Genomic DNA, 12,743 nt, shown 5'->3' with positions numbered 1-12,743 from the left:
GCCCCTCACATGGGGCCGGGCCGAACGCCGTTACATGGGCGCGGTTTACTTCTCGGTGATCACCGCGGCGAACGGCTCGCCTTCGCCAGCACGGGTCCAGTTGATGGAGCCGCGCTCGAACTCCTGGGTCCAGCCGGACTCGTCCGGGTTAGCAGCCTCCGGAGCCAGCGGGAAGCCCAGCTTCTTATCCACGTTGACGTCGGTCATCCACTCGTTGGCAATCTGACCCCAGGTCGGTGCGCCACCGGTGTTCTCATTCCAGGTGACGTAGTGCTCCTGGTCGTACGTAACGATCCAGCCTTCGTCGACCTGCTCAACCTTCATCGGCTCGCCCCAGGACGGCTCAGCAAACTTATCCATGGCAGCAACGACGCCAGCCGGAACCATTGCGGTGCCGCCGTCAGCAGTTGTAATCTCCTCGGTCGCCTCGGTGCCCTCGCCCGCAGCGCCGATGGAGTCCGCGGAATCGGTTGCGGAAGCGTCAGCGGTTTCCGTCTTCGCAGCCGCAGTCTCAGTCTCTACGTTCGTCTCAGTAGCGGTGGCCTCCACAACCTCGGTCTCTGCCGCGGTGTCGTCGTCGTTAGAGCACGCAACTAACCCGGTAGCAGCCAGGGCTACAGCAGCGGCGGAAGCAGCGATCTTACGGGAAAACATAATTTGTCATACCTTTCATGTTGATTTAGGTGCGTCGCCCATTATGGGCACCGCGCGAACGTCGAGTCTTCTTCCCACCCGATCGGGGGTGCGACGCGGTACGCGACGACCTGGGAGTTCTCCCCTTCGTAATACCAACAAAGTCCTGGACAGCGTCACAATCGTCCGATTTCCGCCACACGAGCGCAACCGTCGTGGTATTAACGCCTTCCCCCGGGTCGATCGGCAGCGCCTTAATCTGCTTCTTCGCAAGCGTCTTCAGCAACGGCAACGGCCCGTAGGCGATGCCGACGTTTGCGGCGACAACGGAAAGGGCGGTACGCAGATCGTCGATAAGCGTCTGCTCTGCGTACTCGAAATTCACAATCTCTTCCGCAAGATCCCCGCGATCAACCTCCCCCACCTCCGCATAAACGGAGTCCTTTGGCACTGCCACGCCCCAGGCCTCCTCGTAGAGCCGGACCACGTGGTATTCGTCCGTGACCCGCTCGTCCGGAAGCCTGACCAGCGCCGCGTCCGCATCCTTGCCGACGAGGGGAAACGGATCATCCGACGGCAATGTCGCAGGGTCCTCGCCCGACATTTGGGCATAGCGGCGGAACCATTTGCCGGGTTCAGTACCGGTGACGAACGCGATGGTGAGCATGGCAGGTAATGCTACCGTTTTGGGCATGAGTGAACAGACCCCATCCGGCACCGCAATGAAGCCGATGACCGCGGCGAAAAAACTCGGTATCTACCTTCCCGCCACTCCACAGGAGTTCCAGGACGGCGCCATCACCCACGCCGAACTGCGCGAACTGCAGGAAAACCCGCCCGCCTGGCTGCAAGAACTGCGCCTCAACGGCCCGCACCCCCGCACCGAGGTCGCACGCAAGCTCGGCATCTCGGTGACCGCGCTGAAAGCAGCCGGCGTTGAGCAGTCGATGACCACGGAGCAAATCCGCGCGCTTCTCGACGACCAACCGGACTGGCTACAAAAAGCCCGCGCCACTCTCGCAGAGCAGCGCGGGCACAATGTCGACACCGCAAGCGCCGCCGACGGCCAGAACGACTAGAGCATCTTCCAGTCTTCAAGGCCCGGGTACAGCGGGTACTTCTCCGCCAGGGCCTCGACACGGGCGCGCAGCGCCGGGATATCAGCCTTCTCGCCCTGGATCAGGGTCTCGGCGATGATGTCGGACACCTCGCGGAAGTCCTCCTCGCCGAAGCCACGGGTAGCAAGCGCCGACGTGCCGATACGCAGGCCAGAGGTGACCTTTGGCGGGCGCGGGTCGAACGGCACCGCGTTGCGGTTGACCGTGATGCCTGCGGCGTGCAGGAGGTCCTCGGCCTGCTGGCCATCCATCGGCGAGTTACGCAGGTCCACCAGCACGAGGTGGACGTCGGTGCCGCCGGAGACAACGTCGATGCCGGCAGCCTTCGCATCCTCGCTGGTAAGGCGCTCGGCCAGGATCTTCGCACCGTCGATGGTGCGCTGTTGACGGTCCTTGAACTCCTCCATACCCGCGATCTTGAACGCGGTCGCCTTCGCAGCGATGACGTGCATGAGCGGGCCACCCTGCTGACCGGGGAAAACGGCGGAGTTGATCTTCTTGTTTAGCTCCTCATCGTTGGTCAGGATGAAGCCGGAACGGGGGCCACCCAGCGTCTTATGCACCGTGGAGGACACCACGTGCGCATGCGGGACCGGCGACGGGTGCAGGCCAGCCGCAACCAGGCCGGCGAAGTGGGCCATGTCAACCCACAGGTAGGCGCCGACCTCGTCCGCGATCGAGCGGAACTCAGCGAAGTCCTCGTGGCGCGGGTAGGCGGACCAGCCGGCGATGATCACCTTCGGCTTGACCTCGCGAGCCTGCTCACGCAGCTTGGCCATATCGATGAGGTGGGTGTCCTTCTCTACCTCGTACGCTGCCACGTTGTAGAGACGGCCGGAGAAGTTGATCTTCATGCCGTGGGTCAGGTGGCCGCCGTGAGCCAGGTTCAGGCCCAGGATGGTGTCACCCGGCTCCGCCAGTGCCATTAGCACAGCGGCGTTCGCCTGCGCACCGGAGTGTGGCTGCACGTTTGCAAACTTTGCACCGAAGACTTCCTTGGCACGCTCCTGTGCCAGGGTCTCCACAACGTCCACGTGCTCGCAGCCACCGTAGTAGCGCTTGCCCGGGTAGCCCTCGGCGTACTTGTTGGTCAGCACAGAACCCTGTGCCTCAAGTACGGAGCGCGGAACGAAGTTTTCAGACGCAATCATTTCGAGGGTGTTGCGCTGGCGCGCTAGCTCGTCGACAATCGCGGCGTGAACTTCGGGGTCAAAAGTAGCCAGATCCTGGTAACGGAAATCTTCAGACACGTCCACCGGGTCCTTTCTCGTTCGGTCGTAGTTACCGCTTCGAAGTATATGTAAGCAACCCGGGTGTTATGTCGAATTCCATGCACAGGATCCAAGGTGAAACAATAGGGCCATGCCACGTGTCGATTCTTCGCCTTACCTCGATTTTCACCGCGAGGACTGGCGCAAACGTCGTGCCACCATGCCACAGGTGCTCACCGAAGATGAGCTCACCAAACTCGCAGGCATCGGTGAGAGCCTCGATCTGCAAGAGGTCGAAGACATTTACCTACCGCTGTCGCGCCTGATCCACCTGCAGGTACGAGCGCGCCAGAAACTGACCAAAGCCACCGAAACGTTCATCGGCGGCGATCCGGGGCATGTGCCGTTCATCATCGGGCTTGCAGGCTCGGTCGCAGTAGGCAAATCAACCACCGCGCGTGTGCTGCAGGTGCTACTTCAGCGCTGGGACTCCCACCCCCGCGTCGACCTGATCACCACTGACGGGTTCCTGCACCCCTCCGCAGTGCTCAAGGAGCGCGGTTTGATGGCCCGTAAGGGCTTCCCTGAGTCTTACGACCGCCGCAACCTCATGCGATTTGTCACCGAGGTGAAGTCCGGTCAGCCCCTGGTCAAGGCTCCGATCTACTCCCACGAGGCCTACGACATTCTCCCGGACGAGTACATCGAGGTACGCCAGCCAGACATCTTGATTCTGGAGGGCCTCAACGTATTGCAGACCGGCCCAACGCTGATGGTGTCGGACCTGTTCGACTTCTCCATCTATGTCGACGCCAAGACCTCCGACATCGAGCACTGGTACATCGAGCGCTTCCTCAAACTGCGCGATACCGCATTCCAGGAGCCCGGCGCACACTTTGCTCACTACGCAGGTCTTGACGACGCGCAGGCGACCTACGCCGCACGCGAAATCTGGCAGTCCATCAACCTGCCAAACCTGGTGGAAAACATTCTGCCCACGCGGGTGCGCGCATCGCTTGTGCTGCGCAAGGATTACGACCACACCGTTCAGCGCGTCCGCATGCGCAAGCTGTAATTCGCCAGGGTTTTATTTGCCAAAGCGGCGGGAGCGCTGCGAATAGTCGCGCAGTGCTCGCAGGAAGTCGATCTTGCGAAACGCTGGCCAGTACGTATCCGTGAACCAGATTTCGGAGTACGCGGCCTGCCACAGCAGGAATCCGGAAAGACGCTGCTCACCGGAGGTGCGGATCACCAGATCTGGGTCGGGCTGGCCCTTGGTGTAGAGGTGCTCACCAATCGAGTCGACCGTCACCGCCTCTTTGATTTCGGCGGGGGTTGCGCCGGCGGCTGCGGTGTCGTCGATAAGCGCACGCACCGCGTCCACGATCTCCTGGCGCCCGCCATAGCCCACCGCAATATTCACGGTCAGTCCGGCTTTCTCGGTAGTGGTAGCGGCGCTTTCTCGCATGCGTGCTGCCACATCGTCCGGCAGCAGGTCCAGTTGGCCGACCAAGCGCACGCGGCAGGTGTAATCCTCGGTGGCGAGGTCCTCGATGACTTCGGAGATGATGTCGAAGAGCAGCTCCACCTCCTCCGAGGTGCGCTGAAGGTTCTCGGTGGAAAGCAGGTAAATCGTGAGAACATCGACATCCATTTCCGCAGACCAGCGAACCAAATCGCCAATCTTCGCGCCGCCGACCCTGTGGCCGTGGGAAATGTCCTTAAACCCCGACTCGCGAGCCCAGCGACGGTTCCCGTCAGCCATCACGGCGATGTGCTTCGGGCGTTTCTTTCCACGCAGCTCACGCTTAAGTCGTGCTTCGTACAGCTGGTACAGCGGGTAGCGCAGTTTGGAGAGGACAGACACAACGTTGATTCTAGCGGGGCTTAAAAGGTGCGCTTCTTACGCTGGTCGGCAACGCCAGCCTTCGCCATGGCCTCGTCGATAGCTTTCTCGTCGAAAGGATCAATGCCATGCGCCTCAGCAAATGCTTGACGACGACGGAACCGGGAGAAACGCCGGTGAAACGCATACCCAATCGACAAGACAACGACCGCGAGGCAGACAAGCAGCAGCAGCCCAATCGGCGACGCCTTGCCAAAGTCCGGACCAGCCGGGGTCTCCCCCGGCGACTGCGCCAGGACCAGATCAACGGTTGCGGCGGCGTTGATGAAGTTGGCGAACACTACTCCTCCTCAGCACCGGCATCGATACCGGCAAACAAGTCATCTTCAGGCAAGGTGGTCTCCACCCGGGTACGTGCGAGCTCGAATTCTTCCGTCGGCCACACCTTTTGCTGGTCCGCCACCGGGCTGGCCAAAAACGCCCCTGCCGGATCGATCTGGGTGGCGTGAGCAGTCAGCGCCTGCTCACGTTGTCCAAAGTAGTCGGCGCACTCCACTTGGGTGGTCACGCGGTCAAACACATCCCCCTCGGCTTCCTCCCAGCGCTTGATCATGAGCTCGTAGGGGCTCTTCTCACCGCGTTCGAACAACGCCTCTTGCAGCAGCTTCATGCGCTGGAGGATGAAACCATGCGTGTAGTAGAGCTTCAGCGGTGTCCACGGCTCGCCGGCTTCTGGCGCAAACGAGGCGTCACCCGCCTTCTCCCACGCAATCATCGAAATCGCGTGAACCATGAGATGGTCCGGGTGCGGGTAGCCACCGTTTTCGTCGTAGGTAATGATGACGTGCGGTTTGAACTCGCGGATCTCCTCCACGATCTTCACCGCAACCTCTTCCGGGTCCTGGACCGCAAATGACCCCTCCGGCAGCGGAGGCAGCGGGTCCCCCTCGGGCAGGCCGGAGTCTTCGTAGCCCAGCCAAACGTGTTCCACACCAAGCGCCTCGACGGCACGCGCCATCTCCTCGTGGCGCACGGCCGTCATGTTTTCGAGCACCCCAGGGCGGTCCATCGCAGGGTTCAAAATGTCCCCACGTCGTCCGTCGGTACAGGTCACCACCTTCACACGGTTCCCTTCGGCAGCGTATTTCGCCATGGTCGCCGCACCCTTCGAGGACTCATCGTCCGGGTGAGCGTGGATCGCCATCAGACGCAGACCAGCCACTCGTACTCTCCAACTTTTGTAGGGGTGTTGTTAGAACTTCGGAACATCTTAGTACCATCCCAGTTAAGTCCCTATCCCCCTTGTTATTGCGAGGTTGCATCCGTGTCCACTCCAGTGCGCCGTCCGTCGCAACGCTATAGCTCCGGCAAGAGCGACGGCGTAAGCGGCAAAGTGGTCGCAGTCGCCGCTGTGCTCATCGCCATCGCGTTCATCTTCTTCGGCGCCCGAACGATCATCGACAGGATGGACCGTCCCGTCACCGCTGAATTTATTTCGCAGGAACATATCGACGACTCAACCGGACGCCTTTGGATCGACGTGACCCGCAAGGACCCGTCGGTACCGGCCTATTGCATCGTCACCGCGGTGGATTACTCCCACGCTGAGGTGGGTCGCCGCGAGGTCATCCTTCCCGCCGGCGGGGAGAAGCACCAGCGCATCCCGGTGGACCTGCCGCTGCGTGAACCGCTTGTTTCCGGCCGCATCTACGGCTGTTCCGAAAATCTGCCGTTCTACATGGACCCGGAGAGCAAATTTTACGACGCCCGCTAGCACACGGGCTGCGTACTACCATGTGCTAATCTTTTGCGGTATATCTGCACAGTTTCGCCCGCAGCCTGCGGGCTCGTTTTACGTATGAGGGAAGGGTGTTACCCCTATGGCTGAACCCCAGCAGCAGTACATTACCCCGGAAATGAAGGCCAAGCTGGAGGCCGAACTCCAGCAGCTGATCGATAACCGTCCGGTGATTGCCGCGGAGATCAACGAGCGCCGCGAGGAAGGCGACCTGAAGGAAAACGCTGGTTACGACGCAGCTCGTGAGCAGCAGGATCAGGAAGAGGCTCGCATTAAGCAGATCTCTGAGATCCTCTCCAACTCCACCACCGAGCGCACCGGCATTGTCGAAGGTGTCGCTCACATCGGTTCCGTCGTTCACGTCTACTACAACGGCGACAAGGAGGACCGCGAGACGTTCCTCATCGGTACCCGCGCTGCGTCGACCGACAACGCTGATTTGGAGACCTACTCCGAGCAGTCCCCGCTGGGCGCTGCCGTCGTTGGTGCCGCTGAGGGCGAGACCCGTACTTACACGGCTCCGAATGGTCGCGAGATTTCGGTCACGATCGTCAAGGCTGAGCCGTATGATTCAGTTAAAGCTTCAACGCCTCGTGCAAAGTAGTTTTACCCGTTCTTTTTCGATAGCGAAGGATCATCCTGTGATTGCAACCTCTTCCCGCAAAGCTCTGGTTGGCGTAGCTGCCATCGCTGCTCTCGCCCTCGCCGGCTGCACCCCGCCGAACGAGAACCCGTCTGACAAGAAGATCGACACCGCGACGAGCCAGGACGCTGGCTCCCTCAAGGGTGCTGGTGCTTCCGCCACCGCCGCGACCAATGTTGTCGAGGCCAGCGAGGCGACCGCGACGGAGCCCCTCGAGGCCGCCGCGGACGAGCTGCCAACCTTCAACAACTGTGGCGAGACCGGCCTGCTGCGCCCGACTCAGCTGACGGTCGACTGCAAGAGCCAGAACGATTTCCTGCAGGACATCGTCTGGGATACCTGGACCGCCGACCTGGCTGAGGGCACCGCAACCCGTGTTGTCCTGGATCCGAATAACCGCGAGGAAGGCGTCAAGGTTGTCCTTGGCGCTCCGCAGGTTGTGAACAACGATCTGCTGTTCACCACCATCTCGGTTGATGGTGCGACCGTGAACCCGGATCGTCTCTAATCGCCTCTCATCGCCTCTCATCGGCGCAAAGAGTAGCGGCCCTGTTCCAATCGGAACAGGGCCGCTTTATTGTCGGCGGCGTTTGGTACCGCCGTTTAGCGTTGCTTAGCGCCGTCTAGCGGTCGTTGGCGAAGTAGGACAGCAGACGCAGGATCTCGGTGTAGAGCCACACGAGCGTCACAGCCAGACCCAGTGCGACGCCCCACGCGGCGTTCGACGGTGCGCTGGTGCGCACGAGCCTGTCGGCCAGGTCGAAGTCCTGCAGGAAGGAAATAGCTGCGAGGACCACGCATACGACGCCGAAGATGATGGACATGGTGCCGCCATCACGCAGCGGGCTTTGGCCGGTGAATACGGCGAGCAGCAGGTTGCCCAGCGCCATGATGACAACGCCGAAGATGGCGCCGGTGATCAGGCGGTTCAGTCGCGGCGTGACGCGGATGGCGCCGGTGCGGTAAACCACGAGCATGCCGATGAACACGCCGAGGGTGCCCAGGATGGCCTGGAAAATCATCTGGCCAGCGTCAGCCCCGCCGACGGAGAACCAGCCGGAGATCAGCAGAGAGAATCCGCCTAGGAACAGGCCTTCAAAGGCTGCGTACAGAAGCGTCACCGTGCGGGAGCCGAAGGTGCGCGAGAACGCGTGGACCAGGGTGACCACGAACGCGCCGATGCCGCCAACAAGCGTCAGGATCATCCCCACGCCAGCGTTTCCGGACAGGTAAATGCCGAAGTTAATCGCGGCGAACAGGATGATAACGGCGATGGTGATGCCGGTCTTGGAGACAATGTCATCGACCGTCAGCGGGCGGTCCTGCTGGATTTCGGGCGCGTAGCCGTAGCCAGCGGTGTGTTCTTCATTGGTCAGGTTCTTCAGAACCGGGTTGGTACTTCTCACGTCGTCCAACATTCCTTTCGAGTCTTGTTGCGACCACTATTCACAGGTTGTAACGCTTGCACCTTCAAAAAGGTTCCCGAGGCGTAGAATTTGGACACATGGGTGTGTTCGATCGTTGGCGTCGCGGCCCGAGCACGGGCGGCGATCTTGTCCTGGACAGGTTGTCTGCAGCAACTGGTGGCGCGCAGGCCTACACCTTTTCCTATGCAGCGTTGGATGTGCTCGCATTTCTTGTCGACGACCCCCTCCCCCACGTCTTGTACTGCACGTTCGGGTTGTCCCAGGTGGAGTCGTCGCAACGCGTTGCGGGCACACAGACCGAGCTCACGCTCCGCATCCCGATGGACGATGAGGTGTTCCCTCCTGAGTGGCCGGCGCAGCAGCTGGCACGCATGGCTCGCAACGTGGTCCGCAGCGGAGTCGAGATTGAGCCTGGGCATTATTTATCGTCGGCTTCTGGCTCGCTCGCGGGGTTTGTGTTCGTCGCGGATCCACTCCTCGGCTGTGCGGAGGGACCGACCGGGCGAGTGCAGTTCACCTACGCCGCGGGGTTGGTCGGAGATGATCTGGAGCGGATGTTGCGGTGGGATCCGGTGAAGTTCGCGGGCGTGCTCGGCGAGCATGTGCCGCTTGGGTTGACGGACCCTGCACGTGCCCCACTGTCAAGCGATCCGCAGGTGCGTGTGCTTCTCGACGACGCCTCGCACACCGACGGCTCCTCTATCGGCGCAAACACCGCCAAGTATTTAGATGTCGATGTCGCTGGGCGTGTGGACCTCGACGAACGTGCCGCCGCCGCACTGCTTCGGGCGGCGCGCTACCGATTGCTGTTTGGCAAGTCATATGCCCTCATCCGCAACGACACGTGGCTCATGTTCGACCCGAAGGCAATCGATCTCGAGTTGGCCGAGGATCACATTGTCGTGCCGGGCCGTGCCGACGTAGCGAACGAATTGCTCGCTGTATTCGACACTGCGCCGGGCACTTACGCGTTGACTACCGTGCCGTTGACGTTCCAGGTCATCGACCCGACAACGTAGGACGCTTACTTAAAGACGTTGCCCCACCCGTCACGCTTGTCCAGAAACGCCTGCGCTTCGCGCTTGGCGGCCTCGAGGTCGTGGCTTGCGCCCCAGCCGCACTGCTTCTCGTTCGCAGCCGGCACCTCGGTGGCATTGGTGATGTCGGTGAGCGTCTTTTCCACCAGATCAGCGACCTCAGCCTCGGCGACGTCGCCGGAGAGCATCAGGTAGAAACCGGTCTGGCAGCCCATCGGGCCGAAGTCGATCACGTTGTCTGCATGGTTGCGGGCGTGCTCGGCAAACATGTGCTCCAGGGAGTGCACTGCCGGCATCTCAAGGTGCTCGACGTTCGGCTGCTTGAAGCGGATGTCCCACTTCACCAGCGTGTCACCCTGGGGAAGTTCCTTTCGGTCCGCCAGGCGAATAAACGGTGCGTCAACCTTGGTGTGGTCGAGGTTGAAGGATTCAACATTCATGCGATCAGTCATGGCCTCGACTGTACTGAACGCGCTGGCCCGTTCCCATCACTGGATTCATCGTTGCGAGTCGTGCTGGTCACGGCTGCCGCATCCCGAATCGGCGAGGCTGCGTAGCTTGCTGCGCGAGTGAGCTTCTTGCTTTCCGACGACACCTCGTCAACGGCTGCTATACCGCCATGTAGCCCGGTTACCGGGCTAGTAATTGTGCCCCCAGTCGGGCTCGAACCGACACTGGGCGGATTTTAAGTCCGCTGCCTCTGCCAATTGGGCTATAGGGGCGCCGGGAAATATGGTACTTCCCCGGCGCCTCAATGCTGAAACCGGCCGGAAAATCTCACCGAGCGAAAGTGCACTGCCCGCCATACACTCGCTGTGCGAAATGTAAGTTTCGCCTGAGTTTCTCGCTCAGTTCCTGGCGATTTTCGAGGTAGTGACACATGAACATTCAACTTCCACCCCCTTTAAACCAACTGATCAAAGACATCAACCTTGAGCAGCTCATCGCAGCAGTAGCAGGCGTTTTCGTCGTCGGTGGTCTTGTCGGCGGAGCAATTGGCGCGGCTGCCGGCAACGGATCCGAGCATTCTGGTTCCAGCAACAGCGACGTAGATCCAACGGCGTCCACCACGGCTCCCGAGGTCACTGGCCCAACTCTCGAGGGCCGTGCGAAGCTCTCGGCGTTATACCAGGCTCCCGGCCCGAATTCAGGCAAGGATGCTTTCGACGGTAACGGGCAAACCCACCCTTTTAAAGGGCAGGTCATCCCCGGCTTTTCTGGAATGATCGAGATTGGCGACGGCACGTTTTATGGCTTGCCAGATAACGGCTTCGGTTCGAAATCGAATTCTTCCGATTTCCTCCTGAGGATCTACACGGTCAAGCCCAATTGGGAAACGGCGGAAACAGCGAAGAATCCACAAACCACCGGTGGTGTTGATGTACTTGACTACATCTCATTAAAAGACCCCGACGGAAAGATTCCGTGGAAGATCGTCAACAACGACACCGAGGATCGTCTACTTACCGGCGCAGACTTTGACCCCGAGTCATTCGTCCAGGCCGCCGACGGATCTTTCTGGATCGGCGAGGAGTTCGGCCCCTACATCCTCCATGTGGACAAGAACGGCACCTTGCTCGAAGAGCCCTACGCATACCCAGGTGTGAAGAGCCCATCGAACCCAACACTTGGCGATAATGAGCGACCAAACCTGCGCAATTCCAAAGGCTTTGAAGCCATGGCATGGGACGGACGCTATCTTTACCCGGTTTTCGAGGGGTACCTCGACAAGGCGGCCGACAAGCGTGAACGCGTCATTTCTCAGTTCGACACAACGACAGGCAAATACACCGGCAAGACTTGGACCTACCTTGCTGAAGGCGATGACGCGCTCATCGGCGACGCTTTCCTAACCAAGGATGGCCGTTTGCTCGTGCTTGAGCGCGACGACTTCCTCGGCTCCGATGCGAAGCTGAAGAAGGTATTCGAGGTTGCGAATTTCAAGGGTATCGAGCCAGGGAAAACAGTGGAAAAGGCGCTTATGGCAGACCTTCTCCACATCGCCAACCCCAATAAGATCGGCATGGTTTCCGATGCACGGGCATACGGTGTCGGCGACCCTTTCATGTTTGCGCTACTGAGCGTCGAAACGATTGTTCAGCTTGAGGACGGCCGATACTTAACTGCCTTGGACAACAACTTCCCTGGCGATGACGGCCGGTACCGCGGTAAGCCAGACGACACGGAGATGATCATCTTCTCTGTCAATTAACAACTATCTGCCCTGAGAAACTGCCCGGTAATCTGTCATTCACATCGCCAGATTATTTGGACGGAGTTTCTCTCGTGGCCAGGCAATGGTTGTTTCTTCTGCCCTGCGCTTTTGGTGCGCTCGGGCTCTTCCTCGCGCGCCAGGCTGGCGACGGCACCGCAGGTTTCTACTGGGCCACCGCTTTTACCGCCGTCGTGTACCTAGCCGCCTGGTGGGTGTGGGGCGACAAAGGCGCATTCGCTGGCCCCGGCAAACTCCGCGACGTCGTACGTGGCATCGGATTAGGCACCGCACTTGCGGTTGTCTTTTTCTTGGGTGCCCTGATCGTCACCCGCATCCCAGCACTTGCCGGCCCTGTCGCAGAGATCCTGGATACTCCTAACAAAGGCGGTTACGCGCTGACGCTGCTCGTCCTCGTGGTCAACGGCGTCGGCGAGGAGCTCATCTTCCGCGACGTCGTCCCCCGCCAGCTACAAAGCATTGGACAAACGGTGCTGCAAGCTGGTGTGTGGTCGACGGTCGCCTACGGGTTGGTCACCGTCGTGATGGGTGTGCCGTTGCTTGTGTTCGCGGCAGTGGTCCTCGGTGCGCTCGCCTACACCGAGGCAGTGCGCACCGGCAGGCTGTACTCCCCCATCGCACTCCACCTGACGTGGAGCATCGCAATGCTGCTGATCTTGCCTTCCCTTCTCTGAGGTCACCGAACTCATTGTTGTCCCTATACATAGGCATCGAGCCGGGCTCCGTCTTAATGGTGGTCTAGCCTGCTCGTGGGGTTGAACCGCCCTGTTTTCGTGTCTTGAGGCCTGTTATGGCGT

Annotated in this window: 16 protein-coding genes and 1 tRNA gene; 8 read left to right on the top strand and 9 right to left on the bottom strand. The window is 60.5% G+C overall.

The window, feature by feature from the left end; all coding sequences use genetic code 11:
- Positions 1-45 precede the first annotated feature (45 nt).
- Together HMPREF3120_RS09205 and HMPREF3120_RS09200 are read right to left on the bottom strand one after the other, a co-directional pair.
- Positions 46-654, bottom strand: a complete 609-nt coding sequence (locus HMPREF3120_RS09205) for a hypothetical protein (RefSeq protein WP_070452570.1) — start codon at positions 652-654, stop codon at positions 46-48.
- Between the two features lie 25 nt (positions 655-679).
- Positions 680-1,300, bottom strand: coding sequence for a LysR family transcriptional regulator substrate-binding protein (locus HMPREF3120_RS09200; protein ID WP_070452568.1), 621 nt, complete (start codon positions 1,298-1,300; stop codon positions 680-682).
- Positions 1,301-1,325: 25 nt separating this feature from the next.
- On the opposite strand from HMPREF3120_RS09200, the gene HMPREF3120_RS09195 reads away from it, so the two are divergent.
- Complete coding sequence (locus HMPREF3120_RS09195; protein WP_070452752.1) at positions 1,326-1,712, top strand: DUF5997 family protein; 387 nt, start codon at positions 1,326-1,328, stop codon at positions 1,710-1,712.
- Here HMPREF3120_RS09195 and glyA read toward each other — a convergent pair.
- Positions 1,709-3,001 carry a serine hydroxymethyltransferase gene (gene glyA / locus HMPREF3120_RS09190; RefSeq protein WP_070452749.1) on the bottom strand — a complete coding sequence of 431 codons (1,293 nt, stop codon included), beginning with the start codon at positions 2,999-3,001 and terminating at the stop codon, positions 1,709-1,711. The genes HMPREF3120_RS09195 and glyA overlap by 4 nt on opposite strands.
- Before the next feature lie 112 nt (positions 3,002-3,113).
- Here glyA and coaA point away from each other — a divergent pair, with 112 nt between their 5' ends.
- On the top strand, positions 3,114-4,037 hold the full coding sequence (gene coaA, locus HMPREF3120_RS09185) for a type I pantothenate kinase (protein ID WP_070421685.1): 924 nt from the start codon (positions 3,114-3,116) through the stop codon (positions 4,035-4,037).
- Positions 4,038-4,049: 12 nt separating this feature from the next.
- On the opposite strand, the gene HMPREF3120_RS09180 is transcribed toward coaA, so the two are convergent.
- Genes HMPREF3120_RS09180 through mca form a run of 3 tightly spaced genes read right to left on the bottom strand, consistent with a single transcriptional unit; the run spans position 4,050 to position 6,030 of the window.
- Entirely contained in the window at positions 4,050-4,829 is a 780-nt protein-coding gene (locus HMPREF3120_RS09180) for an isoprenyl transferase (RefSeq protein WP_070421686.1), read from the bottom strand.
- 20 nt (positions 4,830-4,849) lie between these two features.
- Complete coding sequence (locus HMPREF3120_RS09175) at positions 4,850-5,149, bottom strand: hypothetical protein (protein WP_070452565.1); 300 nt, start codon at positions 5,147-5,149, stop codon at positions 4,850-4,852.
- A complete protein-coding gene (gene mca / locus HMPREF3120_RS09170) occupies positions 5,149-6,030 on the bottom strand; it encodes a mycothiol conjugate amidase Mca (RefSeq protein WP_070421688.1) in 882 nt (293 codons plus the stop codon). The genes HMPREF3120_RS09175 and mca overlap by 1 nt, the downstream gene beginning before the upstream one ends.
- 102 nt (positions 6,031-6,132) lie before the next feature.
- Between mca and HMPREF3120_RS09165 the strand changes: the two genes are divergently transcribed.
- The 3 genes from HMPREF3120_RS09165 to HMPREF3120_RS09155 all read left to right on the top strand — a co-directional run bounded on the left by HMPREF3120_RS09165 (position 6,133) and on the right by HMPREF3120_RS09155 (position 7,757).
- The gene (locus tag HMPREF3120_RS09165) at positions 6,133-6,582 is read left to right on the top strand and encodes a DUF4307 domain-containing protein (RefSeq protein ID WP_246815458.1); all 450 of its coding nucleotides are present in this window, start codon (positions 6,133-6,135) and stop codon (positions 6,580-6,582) included.
- Between the two features lie 106 nt (positions 6,583-6,688).
- Complete coding sequence (greA, locus tag HMPREF3120_RS09160) at positions 6,689-7,210, top strand: transcription elongation factor GreA (protein ID WP_070421690.1); 522 nt, start codon at positions 6,689-6,691, stop codon at positions 7,208-7,210.
- 37 nt (positions 7,211-7,247) lie between these two features.
- The gene (locus tag HMPREF3120_RS09155; RefSeq protein ID WP_070452562.1) at positions 7,248-7,757 is read left to right on the top strand and encodes a hypothetical protein; all 510 of its coding nucleotides are present in this window, start codon (positions 7,248-7,250) and stop codon (positions 7,755-7,757) included.
- A gap of 115 nt (positions 7,758-7,872) precedes the next feature.
- On the opposite strand, the gene HMPREF3120_RS09150 is transcribed toward HMPREF3120_RS09155, so the two are convergent.
- The gene (locus tag HMPREF3120_RS09150) at positions 7,873-8,655 is read right to left on the bottom strand and encodes a Bax inhibitor-1/YccA family protein (protein ID WP_070452744.1); all 783 of its coding nucleotides are present in this window, start codon (positions 8,653-8,655) and stop codon (positions 7,873-7,875) included.
- 98 nt (positions 8,656-8,753) lie between these two features.
- Between HMPREF3120_RS09150 and HMPREF3120_RS09145 the strand changes: the two genes are divergently transcribed.
- Entirely contained in the window at positions 8,754-9,695 is a 942-nt protein-coding gene (locus tag HMPREF3120_RS09145) for a suppressor of fused domain protein (protein ID WP_070452557.1), read from the top strand.
- Between the two features lie 5 nt (positions 9,696-9,700).
- On the opposite strand, the gene HMPREF3120_RS09140 is transcribed toward HMPREF3120_RS09145, so the two are convergent.
- Both HMPREF3120_RS09140 and HMPREF3120_RS09135 read right to left on the bottom strand, forming a co-directional pair.
- A complete protein-coding gene (locus HMPREF3120_RS09140) occupies positions 9,701-10,165 on the bottom strand; it encodes an S-ribosylhomocysteine lyase (protein ID WP_070421693.1) in 465 nt (154 codons plus the stop codon).
- Positions 10,166-10,361: 196 nt separating this feature from the next.
- Positions 10,362-10,435 (bottom strand) — tRNA-Leu (locus HMPREF3120_RS09135).
- 158 nt (positions 10,436-10,593) lie between these two features.
- Here HMPREF3120_RS09135 and HMPREF3120_RS09130 point away from each other — a divergent pair.
- Entirely contained in the window at positions 10,594-11,925 is a 1,332-nt protein-coding gene (locus HMPREF3120_RS09130; RefSeq protein WP_070452555.1) for an esterase-like activity of phytase family protein, read from the top strand.
- A gap of 74 nt (positions 11,926-11,999) precedes the next feature.
- Positions 12,000-12,620, top strand: coding sequence for a CPBP family intramembrane glutamic endopeptidase (locus HMPREF3120_RS09125; protein WP_070452551.1), 621 nt, complete (start codon positions 12,000-12,002; stop codon positions 12,618-12,620).
- Positions 12,621-12,743: the final 123 nt, after the last annotated feature.

Origin of the sequence: Corynebacterium sp. HMSC11D10 (genome assembly GCF_001806995.1) — a bacterium.
Taxonomy (GTDB): Bacteria; Actinomycetota; Actinomycetes; order Mycobacteriales; family Mycobacteriaceae; genus Corynebacterium; species Corynebacterium coyleae.
The sequence above is the reverse complement of the archived record's forward strand: the minus strand, read 5'-3'. Positions and strand labels throughout refer to the sequence as shown.

Coding starts and splice junctions, on each gene's coding strand:
- HMPREF3120_RS09205 (WP_070452570.1), bottom strand. CDS start 654: ATGTTTTCCCGTAAGATCGCTGCTTCCGCCGCTGCTGTAGCCCTGGCT.
- HMPREF3120_RS09200 (WP_070452568.1), bottom strand. CDS start 1,300: ATGCTCACCATCGCGTTCGTCACCGGTACTGAACCCGGCAAATGGTTC.
- HMPREF3120_RS09195 (WP_070452752.1), top strand. CDS start 1,326: ATGAGTGAACAGACCCCATCCGGCACCGCAATGAAGCCGATGACCGCG.
- coaA (WP_070421685.1), top strand. CDS start 3,114: ATGCCACGTGTCGATTCTTCGCCTTACCTCGATTTTCACCGCGAGGAC.
- greA (WP_070421690.1), top strand. CDS start 6,689: ATGGCTGAACCCCAGCAGCAGTACATTACCCCGGAAATGAAGGCCAAG.
- HMPREF3120_RS09145 (WP_070452557.1), top strand. CDS start 8,754: ATGGGTGTGTTCGATCGTTGGCGTCGCGGCCCGAGCACGGGCGGCGAT.
- HMPREF3120_RS09140 (WP_070421693.1), bottom strand. CDS start 10,165: ATGACTGATCGCATGAATGTTGAATCCTTCAACCTCGACCACACCAAG.
- HMPREF3120_RS09130 (WP_070452555.1), top strand. CDS start 10,594: ATGAACATTCAACTTCCACCCCCTTTAAACCAACTGATCAAAGACATC.